An 18,598-nucleotide genomic window follows, 5' to 3' on the forward strand; every position below is an offset into this window, starting at 1 on the left:
TTGATGCTATGCCCTTAACTATTTGGCAGCCTGCTTTTCCACACGAATGGGCTCTCTTGTTGGTTCGATATATCCCTGTTGCTTTGCAGTCGGCACGATCTGATTTTCCAGACGCTCCTTTTGAATCTTCAGTTGGGCGATATTGGTCTGTAATTTGGAAATGTCCTTGCTTGCCGTATTAATCGAATAATTGATTTGATAAATGTGAGCGTACCTGCTAATCAACATACCAGCAATGACAATGCACGCTACAAGTGTCAATAGATACAGCAGCTTTTCTCGAATCGGCAGCTCTCTGCGGCGTGTAACGACTTTGGTGGTCTCACGATACCGTTGTTGCTGAACCTGTTCCTGACGGGCTCTTTCTTTTACAGCCAAATTACCGCGTGTATAAGCCATGTCGCCTCTCCTTCTCCATTAAATTTACAATTTCTCGGCAACTCTCAGCTTCGCTGACCGGGACCGTGGATTAAGCTCCAGTTCCTGCTCTGACGCCACAATCGGCTTACGGTTCACCAGCTTCAGATCGCCTTCCATTTTGTCCTCCAAAATAGGCAAATCAGATGGATAGATGCTTTTCGCCAAATACTCCTTGAAAATATGCTTGCATATCCGATCCTCCAGAGAATGGAATGTAATGACCGAAATTCTGCCTCCTGGAGCCAGACATCTTACTGCCTGATGCAAAGTATCTTCCAGTGCACCCAACTCATCATTCACAGCAATCCGCAAAGCCTGGAAACTGCGTTTAGCCGGATGTCCCCCGGTTCTGCGTGCCGCAGCCGGAATTCCTTCTTTGATAATATCGACAAGTTCCCCTGTTGTGTGAATAGGCTTGTTCAATCGACGTTCAATCATGATCTTTGCGATCCGCCGTGAAAACTTCTCTTCTCCGTAATGAAACAAAATACGCGCAATCTCTGCTTCCGACCATTCATTCACAATTTCGTAAGCCGTAAGCGAGCTACTCTGATCCATCCGCATATCAAGCGGCGCATCATGATTGTAGCTAAATCCCCGTTCCCCCTCATCGAACTGGGGCGAGGACACACCCAGATCGAACAAAATACCCTGGACCTGCGGGACGCCGTCTTTCTCGGGCAATCCCAATTCGGTCAGCTTGTCCTGCAAGTGGCGGAAGTTGGATTTCACTAATGAAATCTTGCCTTCATAGGCTGACAGCTTCTCTCGCGCATTGTTCAATGCCCAGTCGTCCTGATCAAAGGCAATGAGCCTTCCCTCAGGGCCAAGCTGTGATGCAATGACGGAACTGTGTCCTGCCCCTCCCAACGTGCAGTCCACATAAATCCCGTCCTGCCTGATGTTTAGTGCCTGTGTTGCTTCTTCTTTGAGTACGGTAATGTGGTGAAACAAACGGCTGACCTCCTAAATTACAATTCAAAGTTGAAATCAACCAATTTCTCAGCAATGTCGTTAAATGCTTCTTCTGATTGGTTGAAATATTGCTCCCAAGTGTGCTTGCTCCAAATCTCTACACGGGTGGACACTCCCAATACGACGCACTCTTTAGTGAGCTTGGCGTATTCGCACAAATTCCCCGGTAAATTTACCCTGCCCTGTTTGTCCAATTCGCATTCAGTCGCCCCCGAGAAAAAAAAACGGGTAAACGCCCGCGCATCGGCCTTCATCAGAGGCAGTGCTTTAAGTTTTTTCTCCATGACAGCCCACTCATCCATGGGATACACGAAGAGGCATTGGTCCAACCCGCGGGTAACCACGAACGAGGCACCGAGAAGTTCACGAAACTTGGCCGGTACAGTAAGCCGACCCTTCTCATCAATGCTATGTTGGAACTCCCCCATAAACATTGGTTTCGTCACCCCTTACCCCATTCTCCCACTTTGGCCCACTTTCCACCACCTAAGCATAATAGATTCGCTTTAAAAAATCAAAGACCTCTTTTTCATTACCAAAAAGTGATAGAAGCCGGATCCATACCATTATGTCTGTTATTGTAGCCCCGCGTCACAAGATGCAAAAAAGCCCCTTATCCCATGAAGCCGGCCCCCGACAATATGCATCAGGTTTCGAAACAACACGGAATAAAGGGCTTACTCTCTGTCCATTATGTCAACCTAAACAAATACTTGCATTAAAAACGCAACACTTTGCAGCGAAAATCGTGATGGAAAATCCGATTACGCGTTCCAGCTGTCCAAATAGATCTTTTGGTCTTCAGTTAACGTGTCAATTTGGATTCCCAGACTATCAAGCTTGAATCGAGCTACCTGCTCATCAATTTCATAAGGTACATTAATAACGGCTTTGCCTAGCTCATTGTAACGATCATTCACATATTTCAAGCCAAGCGCCTGAAGCGCAAATGTCGTATCCATAATTTCCGCAGGATGTCCATCAGCAGCAGCCAGATTCACGAGGCGTCCTTCTGCCAGCAAATACATTTTACGTCCATCTTTAAAGCGATATTCCTCGATATTGCGACGCACCGTACGAATGGATTCGGAACGTTTAGCAAGCTCAGGCTTACTAACCTCCACATCAAAATGCCCTGCGTTACACAGCACAGCTCCATCCTTCATCACATCAAAGTGTTCTCCTGTAATTACAGCCTTGTTTCCAGTTACTGTAATAAAGAAGTCGCCCAGTTTGGCAGCCTCTACCATCGGCAAGACATGGAAACCATCCATATGGGCTTCTACTGCCTTGATCGGATCAACTTCGGTTACAACAACGTTGGCTCCCAGCCCTTTCGCACGCATTGCAACTCCTTTGCCACACCAGCCATAACCTACCACAACCACTGTACTTCCTGCTACAACCAGATTAGTCGTACGAATAATGCCGTCGAAAGCTGACTGTCCTGTACCATAGCGGTTATCAAACAAATATTTGCAGTAAGCATCATTAACAGCCACCATCGGAAAGTGAAGTTGCCCTTCTTTTTCCAAAGCCTTCAAACGAATAATGCCAGTAGTTGTCTCCTCTGCTCCCCCACGGATCGTAGAAATCAGATCAGGCCGTTCGGATTGCAACAGAGTAACCAAGTCACCACCATCATCTATAATGAGATCCGGCTTTGTTTCCAGTGCCTTAATTTGCAAATTCTTGAATTCTTCTGGGTCTGGATTGTATTTAGCTAATACCGTAACGCCATCTTCAACTAATGCGGCACAAACATCATCTTGTGTAGACAATGGATTACTCCCCGTAATAGTTACCTGCGCTCCACCTGCTTGTACCACTTTAGCCAGGTAAGCCGTTTTGGCCTCCAAATGTAGACAGATGGTTACCTTCAGACCAGCAAAAGGCTGCTCTTGCTCGAATTGTTGACGTATACGGTTCAATACCGGCATATGGGCTTCTACCCAATCAATTTTCAAATGACCTTCAGGGGCCAATTTAAGATCGTGAACTATGCTATTTTGTAGAGAATGGGAAGTCATACTTTGTTTCCTCCTTCATATTGGTTGAATTTGCACCATGATAAATCCTATATAAAATAACAATCATACATAAATAACACGATGCGTACCTGTCAGATCCAATGGTACATTCATAATCGTATCAATCAAGCTGAGACCATGACGGTTTAGAAAATGATAGATCGTATACGCCCGCTCCTGCGGCTGTCCAAATGGAAAAAGCGACCATTCAATACGATCCCACTGGCGAAGTGCTGTTTCATTTTGCCGAAGCAACGCTTCCTGAACTTTTGCCTCCAGATAGGCGATCTGTGCCAGAATTTTCTCGCGGTTGGTTTCTCCGAGCTGTAGCAAACCTTTTTCAATCAAACCTGTCTGCTGCACAAGTGGTTCGTACATGCGGACAAAAGCTTCCTTAGCCCCGGAAAACTGATCCTGCATTCCAAGCTGATCTTGAGTGGCAATCCATTGCTTTTTCCGTTCCTCAAGTCCGTCTCTAACTTGACCAAAACTTAATTCATACTTAAGCATATGCTTCTCTACACCTGGCTCTACCAACGTAAAAGACATTCGTGGCAGCAGTATCGGCATCTGCATCTCCAACACCCCGAAAGCATCCCGTGTAATCGCCCAGTAAGCAATCTCTCCTAGACCCAGCACAGATGCCAGCACCGGAAACAGTGAATCCTGCATTAGAGGACGAGTTAGCACATTGTTACTAAAACGTTCGGGATGTCTATCTATCTCTTCGAGCAGTTCATCCACAGTAAACGCCACCAGACCGTGTCGATCCGTGAATAGTCCAGCTTTTTTGAAAAGCAACAGGCGTTCATCTTCATGGATATAAAAGAGATTCGCGCCACCTTCATGCACATCGGCTTGTAAATGATATCCATAATCTACGATCCGTGTGGCAGCCGTCCGATAAGCCTGCTCCAACTCATCATTGTGCTGAACCAGCCGCTTAAAAACGGATGCTTCCAGCTTGCGTAGCGAAGGATCTGCTGAATCCAAGAGTACTAATCCATAGGTGCCGAACAAAAGGCCCAGCAACTTGGCAAAGGCTTCACTCAGTCCATATGAATTCGTTATCCCGTTCTCAATCATGCGCATTATATCAGCCTTATGTTCTGAATCTGGCAAGCTTTGCTCTATATCCGCTATCGCTTGCTTCCATTCAAAAGCGTCAACTTTAATGGCACTAACCGAAGAACGGCGTTCAGGTTGCTTATTCAGCTTGATTTTGACGGCTTGTGGGTCATTTGCCATTACGTATGTATGATTGACCTCGTCCCAGTCATGATCTTCGCCAGCAATCCAGAAGATGGGAATAACCGGACGTCCAAGACGTTCCTCAGCTTCTCTCGCCGCCTTAATTAGGGTAGCAGCTTTGTAAATGACCAGCATCGGACCTGTTAACAGTCCGCTTTGCTGCCCGCCAGCTACTACTAAGGCATCTGGACTTTCCAGACGGTCCAATGAAGCACGAACCGCCTCATACGAATTGTATTTCTCATTGTATATACGAAGACATACTACGACATCCTTACGGTTTAATCGCAGATGCTCCGTCTTATCCAGCCACTTCGCCCGTTGGGCATAAGCATCGGCGTGCAGCACATTATATTCATACAAGTCGCTTGCGCGTCCTGTACCCTGTATATAATCTTCTGCCAAAGCCGACCCTCCGCGAAGCGTTTCCGGAATTATTTTCATGGGTCTGCCTCCTGTCTCCACCAAAACCTTACTGCTTGATTGTACCGAAAGCCTATGTCCACGTCAAAGCTTCCTACAAAAAAAACCGCCGAATAACTCGGCGGTTGGTGCATAAAACAAGATCAGGCGTAAGGCTCAGCTACAAAATGTCCTTTAGACACTTCGATGAGCGTGGCATTTTCCAGGTTATAAGCCCCTGTCTTACTGCCAGATGCATCATGAATCGGGCCTGCTTGGTCGCCTGACATAATAATCCGTTTTTTGTTGGCTTCTACTTCTGGATCAGGAAGTGGGATCGCCGACAAAAGCATTTTCGTATAAGGATGGATCGGATTTGCATATAACTCAGCACTTTCTGCAAGCTCAACCATTCTACCCATATACATTACAGCTACCCGATCACTGATGTGCTTGACCATCGACAGATCATGCGCAATGAATAGGTATGTCAGACCCAAACGTTCTTGAAGCTCTTTTAACAGGTTGACAACCTGAGCCTGAATAGATACGTCAAGAGCTGAAATCGGCTCATCACAAATGATGAATTTAGGATTAACAGCCAGTGCACGTGCAATACCGATCCGTTGACGTTGACCACCAGAAAACTCATGCGGATAGCGTGTTGCATGGTCAGGGTTCAAACCAACCAGATCAAGTAACTCTTCAATCCGTTTCTTGCGTTCTGCACGGCTACCCGCCATATTGTGAATATCCAGTGCCTCACCAATAATATCAGAAACGGTAAAACGCGGGTTCAATGATGCATACGGATCTTGAAAGATCATCTGCATATCACGGCGCATTGCTTTCATTTTACTTGGTGATAATTTGTAAATATCCGTACCGTTAAAACGAACGCTACCTGCTGTAGGTTCATACAAACGCAAAATCGTACGACCCGCTGTAGACTTACCACAGCCGGATTCGCCAACCATACCCAGCGTTTCACCCTCGCGAATATAGAAATTCAGGTTGTCCACCGCTTTGAGCACACGGTTTTTGCCAACATTAAAATACTTTTTAAGACCTTCAACCTCAATTAAATTGTTGCTACTCACCATGATCTCACCTCCTATTTCTTCAACTTCGGATCAAGCGCATCACGCAAGCCGTCGCCAAAAAGGTTGAACGCAAGCATAATCAAACTGATCAAACCTGCTGGGAAAAGCATCCGCCACGGGTAATACATCCACCCAGTCAGAGCTGATTCAATCATTGAACCCAGCGACGCCTGAGGAGCCTGTACCCCTAATCCAAGGAAACTCAGGAATGCCTCAGAGAAAATAGCACTTGGAACTGTCAAAGTCAGTGTGACAATGATCGGTCCTACCGCATTAGGCAACAAGTGACGGAACAGCAAACGACCAGCACCTGCACCCATTGAACGGGAAGCGAGTACGAATTCTCGGTTTTTAAGTTGTAACATCTCACCACGTACAATCCACGACATGTTAATCCACCCTGTTACACAGAGCGCAATAATAATTGTAGTGATACTTGGCTCCAGTACAACCAGCAACAGGATCGTAACAAGCAAGTAAGGAATGGAGTACAAGATTTCAGAAAATTTATTCATGATTTCATCAACGCGGCCACCAAAGTAACCCATAATTCCACCATAAATAACTCCAATCATCAAGTCAATCATTGCAGCAGCCAAACCAATAATCAAGGAAATCCGAGCGCCCATCCAAGTACGTACAAACATATCACGCCCCAGATCATCTGTTCCGAACCAATGTTCCGCCGAAGGAGGAAGATTGGTGCTCAACAAATCATTCGTGCGGTCATCGTATGGGGACAGCATCGGACCAACGATTGAAGCAAGCACAATGAGAACCAAAACACTCAAGCTTGTCATAGCCAGTTTGTTTTTACGAAGTCGCTCCCAAGCATCTCGCCAAGCGGATAAGCTTTCGCGCTGAATAACTTCAGACTGCTTTTCATCCGCCCCGACCTTCTGGAAATCTTCCGGTTTCACCTGAAGCTTATCCAAGTTCACAGCATTATCTTTAACAGACATAAAGTTATCCCTCCTTCCCGCCAGTAAGCTTAATCCGCGGATCAATAAATCCATATGCAATATCTGTAATAAAACGCGCCACCATCAGCAAAATACCGTAAAAAATAGTAACTCCCATAATCATGGTATAATCGCGGGTTGTAATACTATCTACGAATACCTTACCAATACCGCCAATCCCGAAGATACGTTCAATAACAACTGAACCCGTAATAATATTGGCCGTCATTGGTCCCACATAGGTAACAACCGGCAGAATAGCATTACGAACAACGTGTTTGAACATAATAGTAATGGATTTCAAGCCTTTAGCCTTGGCAGTCTTAATGTAATCTGCATGAAGCACTTCCAGCATACTAGAACGCGTTAGTCGAGCGATAAACGCAATAGGGGAAGCAGATAGAGCTGCAACAGGCAGAACGTAGTCCATCGGACCGTCAAAGCCCATAACATTAAACCAACCTAACTGTTGAGCGAAGAAAAATTGAATCAACGATGCCAGAACGAAGCTGGGAACCGCAATCCCCATGATAGCTAATACCATTGCAACGTTATCTATTAGCCTACGATGATACAAAGCTGCTAGCATACCTAGCAAGAGACCGACAATTATCGACACGATTATGGCAACAAAACCAAGTTTAAGGGAAACCGTAAACGTTTGTCCGATAATGTCAGTTACACTTTGATTCAGCTTTTTCATAGAAATACCAAAATCACCTGAAGCAATATCACCTAAGTATTTAAAATATTGGACATATACAGGCTTATCCAGCCCATATTGCTCCATTAACCGGGCTTGAATCTCAGGAGAAGTCGCTTTTTCACTCATGAAGGGGTTACCCGGAATTGCTTTCATGAGAAAAAACGTCGCAGAGATCAGAATGAACAAAGATAGCAGCATGTAGAAAAATTTACTGATCAAATAACGCGTCATTGCCCGTTTACACCCCCCATAAATTTTTTTCGACACCATTCGATTTTATCGAAATAGAATTGGACTGTCCAATCTACTTATTTGCATGGTTACATGATGATGGAAAAGACCATGACACACAAAAAAAACGGGATATATATGGTTCTATCCACATATATATCCCGAAGTAACTATGAAACTTCAGAATCGAGCTTTAGTTACTGTGTAATATACGCTCTTGTGAAATCAACTGCTCCACTAAAGTCAAGCCCAATGTCTTTTACATTCGGTTTTGTTAAAGAAACATTTGAGTAGTAGTAGATCGGAAGCATTACCATATCATCTTGAACCAGAATTTTCTCCGCTTTCGCAAAATCTTCCATGCGTTTTGCTGGATCAGTTTCTTTCTTAGCTGCTTCAATTAAAGCATCATATGCCGGGTTAGCATAACCTGCATTGTTGTTGCCATTGCCTGTTGTCCACATATCCAGGAATGTCATTGGATCATTATAGTCAGCAGACCATCCACCACGAGCGATTTGGAAATTCAGCTTGTTACGTGTTTGGATAAATACGCCCCACTCTTGGTTTTGGGTTTTGATGTCAACGCCAAGGTTTTTCTTCCACATATCAGCAACTGCCAAAGCAATCTTTTGGTGACTCTCACTGGAGTTATACAGCAATGTTACCGGAGGAAGTGTAGTTACGCCTTCTTCCTTCATACCTTCTTGAAGCAATTTTTTCGCTTCAGTGAAGTCTTCTTTGAAGTAATCATCTTTATTCTCAGTGCGGAATTCTTGAGATACTCCTTTGATACCTGGAGGTACAAAGCCGTATGCAGGAATTTGACCGCCCAATGTTACTCTTTCAACGATTGGTTGGCGTTGAATAGCCATTGCAAACGCTTTACGGATTTTAACATTGTTAAATGGTTTTTCAGTTACATTAAACAGATAGTAGTACGTACTTGCAATCCCTTTTGCCTTAAATTCGTTAGGCAGTTCTTTTTTCACAGCCGGAATTTGGTCGGTAGGAATTTCACCGTTTGGCATACCTGCGTAATCGAGTTGTCCACTTCTATAAGAAGCCAGCTCTGTTGCACCGCTATTTACAAGGGACATCGTAATTTTGTTCAGCTTGATATCATCTTTACCCCAATAGTTTTCACTCTTGGTTACTTCGATCTTTTGACCGCTGTCCCAAGTCGTTAATGTGAAAGGTCCGTTAGTGATCATGCTATCTTTCTTAACAGCCCACTTATCATTACCTTTAACAGAAGGATTTACAGGATAGAAAGTGTAGAAAGAAGTCAATCCCAAGAAGTAAGGAGTTGGGTGCTCCAACTCTACTTGCAATGTATGATCGTCAACAGCTTTAACACCTACATCTTTAAAGTCTGTAACTTTAGTGCCTTTAAAAGATTTCGAAGTGCTCAGGTTGTAACCCTCAGCATTTTTGATATAGTACAATTGGTAAGCATATGGAGGTGCAGGAGCCGTGGAAGGATCCAATACCCGTTGCCAAGCAAATACGAAGTCGCTTGCTTTGACTGGGTCGCCATTACTCCATTTTGCAGTATCACGAAGCTTGAACGTATAGGTTTTGCCGTCATCGGAAATTTTCCAAGATTCAGCTACGCCAGGGATTTCTTTGCCGTCAGGACCCATACGTACGAGACCTTCATACAAAGTTTTCAGAACCGTGTTAGTTTGACTATCCTGAGCTTGTGCCGGATCGAACGTTGGCGGCTCGGATGCAAGGTTAATGCGCAAAATTTGCTTGTCGGCCGCAGCCGGCGTAGTCGAGGTGTTTTCTTGTGCGCCCTTACCATTGGTATCGTTCTTGCCGCCGCAACCTGCGAGCAGTGCGCCAACTGCAAGAATGAGTGTCAAAAGGACTAAAAAGCTTTTCCTTTTCATCTAGCGTTTTCCCCCTAGTTCTAAAGTGGTATATGTTTATAGATTATACAACCAGCGGTCAAAAAAATCTACATTACATTTCTTCAAATTGAGCTTTTTTTTCAAAAAAACATGATTAATTCATATTTTTTTACCTTTTCATGTCACCTTATATCACATGGAGTTGAATATATTCTTAAATATACCAACTACAGTCAACAAAATATACGCCAATGTCATCGCCATAAAAGTTAATCTCCAGACCGCTCTACATAATCTTTTACCATCAACCTTCCCTTTTATTCGATTTTGAGCTCCTCCAATTAAACCCAAAGCCAGTAATAGGAGCAGTAGAATCAAATAAAAACCGAATCGAGATGTAAAAATGACGTTAAAGAGTGCTGCGACGGAAAATATCAGAAAAAACGTGGTAATATCCATAGAAGTAAGTAACGATTTCTTTTTTTCCATTTTAAGAATGTAGCGACAAACCGCAAACACGATCAAAAACGGAAAAAAGGGAAGAATACTGAAAGTGATAATAGTACCTTGTATAAGACTCAACTGATCACCCCTCTTTTAGCCGCATGCCTTCAATTAATTGCCACAATAACTCATGAGTTGGTGCAGTAACTCCAGCCCGATCTGCCATCTGCACCAGTTGTCCGTTAATCGAAGCAACTTCCGTCATGGACTGTGCAAGTACATCAGCTAGCATGGACGAGTGATTCTCTGCCGTTGCCCGGCATACATTCATAATTTGCTCCCACCATGCGTTTTCCCAGTGGATACCATGAGCTTCATACACTTGAATGCCTTCATCGTACAGCCTGCGCATCATATGTATTCGAATAGGGTCCGAAAGCAGCTCGCCATTACGAACTCGCCATAACGCCGTCAGCGGATTGATCACAGCATTGATCAACAACTTGCGATACATACCGTTCTCGATTTCTTTCGACAAGCAAGCGTCAAATCCTGCTGCAACCAGCCGATTTAGCACACATTGATTAAAATTATTGTTCTTCGGCTCCTCCTCTTCCTCCGAACATCCTATTTCAGTAACACCCGATCCTGCATGTATAATAGATGCTACTCCCTGCCTCTTGGCTCCTTCAGTCGTCACAGCAGGGTATATTACAGCTTTAGGCCAAGCCTTTCTAATGCGTTCTATATGGCCGATTCCATTCTGCAAGCAAACAATTCCTGTATCTCTATCCATTTGAGCTGCAGGCTGGATCTGTTTTAACACTTCCTCAATCGCCCCCTGTTTGGTCATAAGCATTATCCATCGTGCCGGAGCCTGTGAATTTAACCGTTGCCAATCTGCCAATGGCGCTACCTTCAATTTATTCCCGGACACATGTACTGCCGTCTGTCCCTCCTTATCAAACACAGTAATCCCTTCACGAGCAATGATGCGTGCCTGCTCAAGTGTACGCGTCCACAGCCTTACTTTTGTACCTGAGGCAGACAACCTCCCGGCAAACAACAATCCCAGCGAACCCGCTCCAATAATATCAATCACCTTTGTATCGTCTCGCTTCCATCTTTTTTTCTACTATATCATATGCACTCTAGAGAAATACAAAAAACGCCAACTACAGCAAAGCGCTAGTTGACGTTTTATTTCAATATTGCAGAAGTAATCTTGTTACTCAATGCGCTCCAGATTCCCATTGGCGTCCATTTTGAATCTGGATTTAAGCTCTTCCTCATCATCAGTGATTAAAGCCAAGCGCCGAGCCCGGTCCATAATCTGAATCAGAGCTTTATAATCATCATTCACAACACGATAGTCGGTTTGCACCTCATTCACTTCTTTGGACAGCCGGTCATTAATGGAGCGAAGTTGATTCAATTCTTCTTCCTTATCCCGTAAATCTTTCTCCAGCATCTTAATCTGCCGATTCGTTTCCTGGATGGATCCCTTCCATTGACGCAAGAAGCGAATTACTGCATCAATAGATAACGTATCCTCACTCGTACCATCCGTTCTGTACCCACCTTCGACTGTATCAAGTGAGGCAAAAGCCGCAACCTGTGATACACCTACCGGGTTCTGCTTACGGATATAACTGCGCTTCTGGCGCTGTGCTTTGGCAATGCTAATCGCTTCATCATAACGTTTGCGCACGCAGCTGTTCCAACGAAAGCCGCATGCTGCAGAGGTTCTTCCGATTTTTTGACCAACCTCCTCAAACGCAGCGAGCTGCGTCCCGCCTTCACGGATATGCCGCAATGTCACCTCCGCCAATATCAAGTCATCTTCCACACTCCATGCATCTTGTCTTATTGCAGTCATGCCTCTAGCCCTCCTAACAACATCCTGAAATAACCGTCTTCATGAACCGATCTTGCCGGTATTTGAATAGGGTATAAAAGCTGTTTATTCATTCCTATGCCTCTCGTAGAGTTCATAGAATCTATTTGATACTAAATTGTATTTCCATTTCTGCAAGAACTCATACGTGAACGTAAACAGTTTCGGGTTTCAAGCATGCTCAGACTGCTGTACAATAAAATGAATGGTTAAAGAAACAGAAAGGATCATATACATTACCATTAGTTTTTTCGGAAATACATAAAAGGGGAAACCAAATGAACAAACGAATAAAAATCACAATCAGCACCCTGCTGACCACTATCATGATGCTAACTTTCATATATGTACGTCCTACTCTGGCCGCTCCCTCTCATGAAGAAAATCAGATTTTACAAGATAGCCTGTCGATTGTAGAGATAGACCATGAAATTGAGCGAATCAGTCAAGAGCAGCAGACTCTTTTGCAGCGTCAGCGGGAATTGCGAAGTAATCTCACCGTTCAGCAAGAGCAAATGACCGTACAACGGAAGCGTGCAGGTTCTGTGCTGCGATCGTATTATATGGGAGAAAGGGACAAGCTGTTGAGTGTAGTGCTAGGGGCGAAAAGTATAAGGCAACTTCTCTCTCTGTACGATTACTACTTATTATTAATTAGTCACGATCAGGATGTGCTTCAAGAATACGAATCCAATTATCAATCTATGCGAAAAACAGAACAACAAGTCACCCAAGCCTCAATGGAATTAGAGACAGTCAAAACAAACTTACTGGCACAACGCAAACGCATTATCCTGCTTCAGTCGCGTGTAAATGACGGCGTTAACGCCAGTAATGACCCGGATACCCTACGCAAGCTTATTGGCGAAATGACAGCTTATTGGGAGAATGTAGGTGTCTACGAGGTAAATAAGCACTTTAAAGCATTAGCTCAAGCTATGCAGGATTTACCGCAATTCATTCAACAACAACAAGGTGCTATGGTTACAAATGGAAAAGTGATTACGATAAGCATTCGCGAAGAGGACTTTAACCGTTTTTTAAAGTCAGAAAATGAATTGTTTAATCACTTCAACTTTACATTTGCACAGGATCGAATTATGGTAGAAGGTCAGCAGGGAACGATGAAATTAAGAGTAGAAGGTCACTACACGGTAGAAAATGAACCGAAAAATGCAATTTTATTTCATGTAGATCGATTGGTATTTAATGGTCTGGAACTACCTGATACGACCCGCAACAAGCTGGAAAAAGATTTTGATCTAGGTTTCTACCCACAGCAGCTTATTTCCTATGTCAAAGCCACAGAAGTACGCACTTTAGCAGGAATGCTTAAAGTTAAGCTCGAATTAAACTTTAAATAAGCTTTTGCTCACTTTCATTGTTCTGAATTTTTACGTGTACAAAACAAGAGACCCCGGGATACTCCCGAGGTCTTTATTATTGTCATAACGATAGGGATTTTATAGCAGATCGGCTGCCAACTGCGCAAGCTTGGAGCGTTCTCCTTTTTCCAACATAATATGCCCGCTAATCCCTTCTTGCTTAAACCGCTCCACTACATAGGTTAAACCGTTGCTGGCTGCATCCAGATATGGGTGATCAATCTGCTCCGGGTCTCCCATCAAAATAATCTTGCTTCCCTCACCCACCCGGGACACAATCGTTTTGATCTCATGTCGGGATAAGTTTTGCGCCTCATCGACTATAATAAATTGCCCAGGTATCGAACGCCCGCGAATATAAGTAAGTGCCTCCACCTGAATACTGCCCAAGCCCATCAAAATTTTGTCGATATCACCTGATTTTTTGGCATCAAACAGATACTCTAGATTGTCGTAGATTGGTTGCATCCACGGGCGAAGTTTTTCATCCTTTTCTCCCGGTAAATAACCAATATCCTTACCCATAGGAACAACAGGCCGAGCAATCAGCAGTTTCTTGAAGCGATGTTCATCCTCTACCTTAAGCAAGCCTGCCGCCAGCGCCAGCAGCGTTTTGCCCGTACCCGCTTTTCCTGTAATGGTCACGAGAGGGATATCGTCATTAAGCAAAAGCTCCAATGCCATCCGCTGTTGAGCATTACGCGCGCTGATTCCCCATACCGATTCGTTACTTAAGTACAGCGGCTCTAATCGCTCTGCCTCCTGATTTACTTTCAGCAAAGCTGATTTTCCAGTTCCCATTTCATCTTTCAGAATGACAAATTCATGTGGATACAGCGTATAAGGTAGTTCCAGTGGCTTGATTGGTAAAAAACGGTTAGAGTAAAATTCATCTATGATGGACGGGTGCACCTGTATTGCCGAGTATCCGGGATATAGCTCACTTAGATCGCCTGTTCTATCGGATAGGTAGTCTTCGGTCAGCAGTCCCAATACATCTGCCTTGATCCTGACCAGCACATCTTTACTGACCAAAACGACCGAACGTGGTTCAGGCTGCTCTTGCTCTTCCAGATGATAATTCAAGGCAACCGCCAAAATCCGGTTATCGTTCGAAACCTCCCCGAACATCTCCTGAACTTTTAAAAAACTTCGGTGGTTTAACTCAACCTTAAGCCTTCCACCTTGGGGAAGTGGAACGCCACTATGCAGATGACCCACTTCTCTCAACCCGTCCAACAATCGCGATACATTGCGGGCATTCCGTCCAATCTCATCCGCGTTGCGTTTTTTGGAGTCGATTTCTTCCAGAACTACAGCTGGAATAACAACTTCATGTTCTTTGAAGGTAAATATGGCTTTCGGATCATGCAGCAGCACATTCGTATCCAGCACAAAAATTTTCTTCATTAAATCCCCTCCAAAGCGGCGTGGACAATCTCGTGTTTCATACCTATACCTATTCACCGGGTACCTAATACTTGCTGATTCCCTGAAAAAAGAACCCCAAAGCAGCATAAAACAACGAAAAGTTGTAAGTGAAGATAGCCTCTGAGCCTGTCCATTTTTGAAATTAGACACAAAAGGCCCAGTGATTGCTCACTGGACCTAGACTTGGTTCACTATAACTTTAGACATACCTCAACCCCCTTATGTTATATAAGAGCTTTACTCGCTGCGAGTATAACATAAGTGGGAAGAAAGATACATACTCAGGAATTGGAAGAAGCTGCGGTATTGTCGCTTGCTTTTTTAGCTAATTCCTCTTGTAGCGCTTGCTTGGCCAAATCGAGCTGTTGCTCATCAATGTACACATACGGGCTACGCCACGTTCCTGCTACCGGATTGTATTTCACATTTTGCTTGGAAATATTCCAATAGGTTTGTACGATATTTTTCATTTGCTGTGACTCGATATCTGTCATCATATTCTTATCAACCGATTTAATAATTGTACTAAACTTGGTCAAAGCGTTAAAGGATTGCATTTGGTCAATTAGGGAATGAAGCACCTGATTTTGTCGACGATTACGATCAAAATCGTCAGATTCAGCTGTTCTCGGACGGCAATTCGATTTGCGGTAGCGAACAAAATCAAGAGCCTGATCACCGTTCAAATGCTTGGCTCCAACTGTCAGGTTAATATCGGTACCATCTGCACGGTCACGATAACACATGTTTTTATCAACCGTCACATCTACGCCACCCAAATTATCTACTACATCTCTAAAGCCCTGGAAGTTAATAACCGTCACATAATCAATATCAATGTTTAAATATTTGCCAATCATCTTCTTCATTTGTTCTTCAGCAACTTCGCCAGATTCTTTCTCTCTAGCCTTAAACACCGGATAATACTCATTCAACTTGCGAGGTTTATATCCATCCATTTCTAGACGCGTATCGCGCGGTAAGGACACGATGGTAGACGATTTAGTATTGGGGTTCAATGTAGCTACCATAATAACGTCGGACAAATAAGTCGGATGATCAGGGCGGTAATCGGTTCCTAGCAATAAGATAGTCAAAGGCTTAGCTTCTGCCAATTGTGTTTTGGGTACTTCCTTGTTGATCCCCGTATCCAAAACTTCCTCTACCTGATTGTAAATATAGTAGGTATAACCACCTGCTGCCAAAATACCTATAATAAGCAGAAACAAGACAAACTTCATAAACGATCTGAAAAAGCTTTTTTTCTTTTTCGTTTTTTTCGGTTTGGCGGACTTTTTCCCGCTTTGTGTCCGGGGAGGCAATCCGTTCGAAAGATTACTCATGCTTCAACACCTTTTCCTGCGTTTTGAGAAATATAGCTTTCTCCAAGTTTACAATCCTAAAACACACACAGCGGCGCATCCCGTTCCCGGGCGTCGCCGCTGTGGCCAAAGACCAATCCAATCAATTACATATTTGCTTGTGCTGTTTTACGTTGTTTCTCCGCACGCTCGCGTTCACCTTTGTTCAAGATCTTTTTACGCAAACGGATAGCGTTAGGTGTAATTTCGCAATACTCATCATCATTCAGATATTCGAGCGCCTGCTCCAAAGAGAAAATAACAGGTGTTTTCAGTTTAACTGTATCGTCTTTTGTTGCTGAACGAACGTTTGTCAATTGTTTTTCTTTACAAATGTTAACGACAATGTCGTTATCACGTGTGTGCTCCCCAACGATCATACCCTCATAGATTTCAGTACCTGGCTCCAGGAACAAAATACCGCGATCTTCCACGCCCAGCATACCATAAAATGTAGAGCTGCCGTTTTCCGTTGACACGAGTACACCCTGATGACGTCCACCTACTTGACCGCCAACAAATGGTCCATAGCTGTCAAACGCATGGTTCATTACGCCATAACCACGAGTCAAAGTCAGGAAGTTTGTAGTGTAGCCGATCAGACCACGTGCAGGGATCAAGAATTCCAAGCGAACCTGTCCGGTGCCGTTATTAATCATGTTAACCATTTCGGCTTTACGGGAGCCCAAACTTTCCATAACCGCGCCCATGCTTTCTTCCGGAATATCAATAAGGAGACGTTCGATTGGCTCCATTTTCTTACCGTCAATTTCCTTGACGATAACTTCCGGTTTGGACACTTGCAGTTCGTAACCTTCACGACGCATGTTTTCAATCAGGATACCCAGATGCAACTCACCACGTCCGGATACAATAAAGGCGTCCGGGCTATCAGTTTCATCAACACGTAAGCTGACATCCGTTTCGAGTTCTTTCAGAAGACGCTCACGCAATTTACGGGATGTTACCCACTTACCATCGCGACCTGCGAATGGGCTGTTGTTAACCAGGAAGGTCATTTGCAGTGTTGGTTCATCAATCTTCAGTACAGGCAATGCTTCAGGATGATTTGGATCAGCAATGGTTTCACCGATGTTGATATCTTTAATTCCCGCAATCGCCACAATGTCACCAGCGCCCGCTTGGTCAGTTTCAATACGTTTCAGACCTTGGAAGCCAAACAGCTTCTCAATACGCGCTGATTTACTACTACCATCACGCTGCATAACTGTGACTGCTTGCCCCTGCTTGATGATACCGCGGTTTACACGACCTACTGCAATTCGGCCAAGGTATTCGTTATAGTCCATCAGTGTTACGAGGAATTGAAGAGGCTCATCTACTTTCTCAGTTGGAGCCGGAATGTGCTCTACAACTGTTTCGTACAATGCTTGCATGTTATCGTCTTGCTTTTCAGCATCCATGCTGGATGTTCCGTTCAGCGCCGAAGCGTACACAACAGGGAATTCCAATTGCTCGTCATTCGCACCCAACTCGATAAACAGATCCAGTACTTCGTCAATAACTTCTGCCGGACGAGCTGCCGGACGGTCAATTTTGTTTACTACAACGATTGGCGTCAGATTTTGCTCCAGCGCTTTACGCAGTACGAATTTCGTTTGCGGCATGCAACCTTCGTAAGCATCAACGACGAGCAAAACACCGTCAACCATTTTCATAATCCGTTCCACTTCGCCACCAAAGTCGGCGTGTCCCGGTGTATCTACAATGTTAATCAGATAGTCTTTGTAAGTGATAGCTGTATTTTTAGCCAAAATCGTAATACCGCGTTCACGCTCCAGATCGTTGGAGTCCATGGCGCGCTCCTGAACAGCCTCGTGTTCTCTAAATGTTCCGGACTGTTGAAGCAGCTTGTCGACAAGCGTCGTTTTTCCGTGGTCGACGTGGGCAATAATCGCAATATTGCGAATGTTTTCTCTAGCATGCATGGTTTGTATCCATATCCTTTCCGTATATCAAAATAGTGTCTCTATCCTGAAGCAGTGCTGATTCAAGGCTAACAATCGTTCTTTAGGCCCACTCCCTGCCAGCCTTCTATATGTTTCAGGCTTTGTACAGACAGCTTCTCTCTCCGATTCGCGTGAAAACCTTAAAATAAGCGTCAGAAATCATTCCGACGC

16 protein-coding genes are annotated in these 18,598 nt (G+C 44.2%); 1 reads left to right on the forward strand and 15 read right to left on the reverse strand.

What is annotated here, in order from left to right; genetic code table 11:
* Positions 1-18: 18 nt before the first annotated feature.
* The 12 genes from AOU00_RS03970 to AOU00_RS04025 all read right to left on the reverse strand — a co-directional run bounded on the left by AOU00_RS03970 (position 19) and on the right by AOU00_RS04025 (position 12,262).
* Entirely contained in the window at positions 19-399 is a 381-nt protein-coding gene (locus AOU00_RS03970) for a hypothetical protein (protein ID WP_025721604.1), read from the reverse strand.
* A gap of 24 nt (positions 400-423) precedes the next feature.
* Positions 424-1,374, reverse strand: coding sequence for a 16S rRNA (cytosine(1402)-N(4))-methyltransferase RsmH (gene rsmH / locus AOU00_RS03975; RefSeq protein ID WP_061828520.1), 951 nt, complete (start codon positions 1,372-1,374; stop codon positions 424-426).
* Between the two features lie 17 nt (positions 1,375-1,391).
* Positions 1,392-1,829, reverse strand: coding sequence for a division/cell wall cluster transcriptional repressor MraZ (mraZ, locus tag AOU00_RS03980; protein ID WP_013311099.1), 438 nt, complete (start codon positions 1,827-1,829; stop codon positions 1,392-1,394).
* A 330-nt stretch (positions 1,830-2,159) separates the two neighbouring features.
* Positions 2,160-3,425 carry an adenosylhomocysteinase gene (locus tag AOU00_RS03985; RefSeq protein WP_013311100.1) on the reverse strand — a complete coding sequence of 422 codons (1,266 nt, stop codon included), beginning with the start codon at positions 3,423-3,425 and terminating at the stop codon, positions 2,160-2,162.
* A 63-nt stretch (positions 3,426-3,488) separates the two neighbouring features.
* Entirely contained in the window at positions 3,489-5,120 is a 1,632-nt protein-coding gene (bshC, locus tag AOU00_RS03990) for a bacillithiol biosynthesis cysteine-adding enzyme BshC (protein WP_061828521.1), read from the reverse strand.
* A gap of 122 nt (positions 5,121-5,242) precedes the next feature.
* Positions 5,243-6,181 carry an ABC transporter ATP-binding protein gene (locus tag AOU00_RS03995; RefSeq protein ID WP_061828522.1) on the reverse strand — a complete coding sequence of 313 codons (939 nt, stop codon included), beginning with the start codon at positions 6,179-6,181 and terminating at the stop codon, positions 5,243-5,245.
* Positions 6,182-6,192: 11 nt separating this feature from the next.
* Positions 6,193-7,143: an ABC transporter permease gene (locus tag AOU00_RS04000; protein WP_013311103.1), complete on the reverse strand. Its 951-nt coding sequence runs from the start codon at positions 7,141-7,143 to the stop codon at positions 6,193-6,195.
* A gap of 4 nt (positions 7,144-7,147) precedes the next feature.
* A complete protein-coding gene (locus AOU00_RS04005) occupies positions 7,148-8,080 on the reverse strand; it encodes an ABC transporter permease (protein ID WP_023989458.1) in 933 nt (310 codons plus the stop codon).
* 197 nt (positions 8,081-8,277) lie between these two features.
* On the reverse strand, positions 8,278-9,978 hold the full coding sequence (locus AOU00_RS04010; RefSeq protein WP_061828523.1) for a peptide ABC transporter substrate-binding protein: 1,701 nt from the start codon (positions 9,976-9,978) through the stop codon (positions 8,278-8,280).
* A gap of 153 nt (positions 9,979-10,131) precedes the next feature.
* On the reverse strand, positions 10,132-10,521 hold the full coding sequence (locus tag AOU00_RS04015) for a DUF3397 domain-containing protein (RefSeq protein WP_061828524.1): 390 nt from the start codon (positions 10,519-10,521) through the stop codon (positions 10,132-10,134).
* A 4-nt stretch (positions 10,522-10,525) separates the two neighbouring features.
* Positions 10,526-11,485: a ketopantoate reductase family protein gene (locus AOU00_RS04020; protein WP_061828525.1), complete on the reverse strand. Its 960-nt coding sequence runs from the start codon at positions 11,483-11,485 to the stop codon at positions 10,526-10,528.
* 126 nt (positions 11,486-11,611) lie between these two features.
* A complete protein-coding gene (locus AOU00_RS04025) occupies positions 11,612-12,262 on the reverse strand; it encodes an RsfA family transcriptional regulator (RefSeq protein WP_061828526.1) in 651 nt (216 codons plus the stop codon).
* A 296-nt stretch (positions 12,263-12,558) separates the two neighbouring features.
* Between AOU00_RS04025 and AOU00_RS04030 the strand changes: the two genes are divergently transcribed.
* Positions 12,559-13,644 (forward strand): coiled-coil domain-containing protein, encoded by a 1,086-nt coding sequence (locus AOU00_RS04030; protein WP_061828527.1) that lies wholly within the window; start codon positions 12,559-12,561, stop codon positions 13,642-13,644.
* Between the two features lie 99 nt (positions 13,645-13,743).
* Here AOU00_RS04030 and AOU00_RS04035 read toward each other — a convergent pair whose 3' ends face one another.
* From AOU00_RS04035 to typA, 3 genes are all read right to left on the reverse strand, one after another.
* Positions 13,744-15,075 carry a PhoH family protein gene (locus AOU00_RS04035; RefSeq protein WP_023989462.1) on the reverse strand — a complete coding sequence of 444 codons (1,332 nt, stop codon included), beginning with the start codon at positions 15,073-15,075 and terminating at the stop codon, positions 13,744-13,746.
* Positions 15,076-15,377: 302 nt separating this feature from the next.
* Positions 15,378-16,439, reverse strand: a complete 1,062-nt coding sequence (locus AOU00_RS04040) for an LCP family protein (protein WP_061828528.1) — start codon at positions 16,437-16,439, stop codon at positions 15,378-15,380.
* Positions 16,440-16,564: 125 nt separating this feature from the next.
* Entirely contained in the window at positions 16,565-18,406 is a 1,842-nt protein-coding gene (gene typA / locus AOU00_RS04045) for a translational GTPase TypA (RefSeq protein WP_061828529.1), read from the reverse strand.
* Positions 18,407-18,598 lie beyond the last annotated feature (192 nt).

Source organism: Paenibacillus polymyxa (assembly GCF_001719045.1).
In the GTDB taxonomy this organism is placed as follows: domain Bacteria; phylum Bacillota; class Bacilli; order Paenibacillales; family Paenibacillaceae; genus Paenibacillus; species Paenibacillus polymyxa_B.

Bases quoted from the DNA above. Each gene is read 5' to 3' on its own strand.
- AOU00_RS03970 (WP_025721604.1), bottom strand. From the start codon at position 399: ATGGCTTATACACGCGGTAATTTGGCTGTAAAAGAAAGAGCCCGTCAG.
- mraZ (WP_013311099.1), bottom strand. From the start codon at position 1,829: ATGTTTATGGGGGAGTTCCAACATAGCATTGATGAGAAGGGTCGGCTT.
- AOU00_RS03985 (WP_013311100.1), bottom strand. From the start codon at position 3,425: ATGACTTCCCATTCTCTACAAAATAGCATAGTTCACGATCTTAAATTG.
- bshC (WP_061828521.1), bottom strand. From the start codon at position 5,120: ATGAAAATAATTCCGGAAACGCTTCGCGGAGGGTCGGCTTTGGCAGAA.
- AOU00_RS03995 (WP_061828522.1), bottom strand. From the start codon at position 6,181: ATGGTGAGTAGCAACAATTTAATTGAGGTTGAAGGTCTTAAAAAGTAT.
- AOU00_RS04000 (WP_013311103.1), bottom strand. From the start codon at position 7,143: ATGTCTGTTAAAGATAATGCTGTGAACTTGGATAAGCTTCAGGTGAAA.
- AOU00_RS04005 (WP_023989458.1), bottom strand. From the start codon at position 8,080: ATGACGCGTTATTTGATCAGTAAATTTTTCTACATGCTGCTATCTTTG.
- AOU00_RS04010 (WP_061828523.1), bottom strand. From the start codon at position 9,978: ATGAAAAGGAAAAGCTTTTTAGTCCTTTTGACACTCATTCTTGCAGTT.
- AOU00_RS04025 (WP_061828526.1), bottom strand. From the start codon at position 12,262: ATGACTGCAATAAGACAAGATGCATGGAGTGTGGAAGATGACTTGATA.
- AOU00_RS04030 (WP_061828527.1), top strand. From the start codon at position 12,559: ATGAACAAACGAATAAAAATCACAATCAGCACCCTGCTGACCACTATC.
- AOU00_RS04035 (WP_023989462.1), bottom strand. From the start codon at position 15,075: ATGAAGAAAATTTTTGTGCTGGATACGAATGTGCTGCTGCATGATCCG.
- AOU00_RS04040 (WP_061828528.1), bottom strand. From the start codon at position 16,439: ATGAGTAATCTTTCGAACGGATTGCCTCCCCGGACACAAAGCGGGAAA.
- typA (WP_061828529.1), bottom strand. From the start codon at position 18,406: ATGCATGCTAGAGAAAACATTCGCAATATTGCGATTATTGCCCACGTC.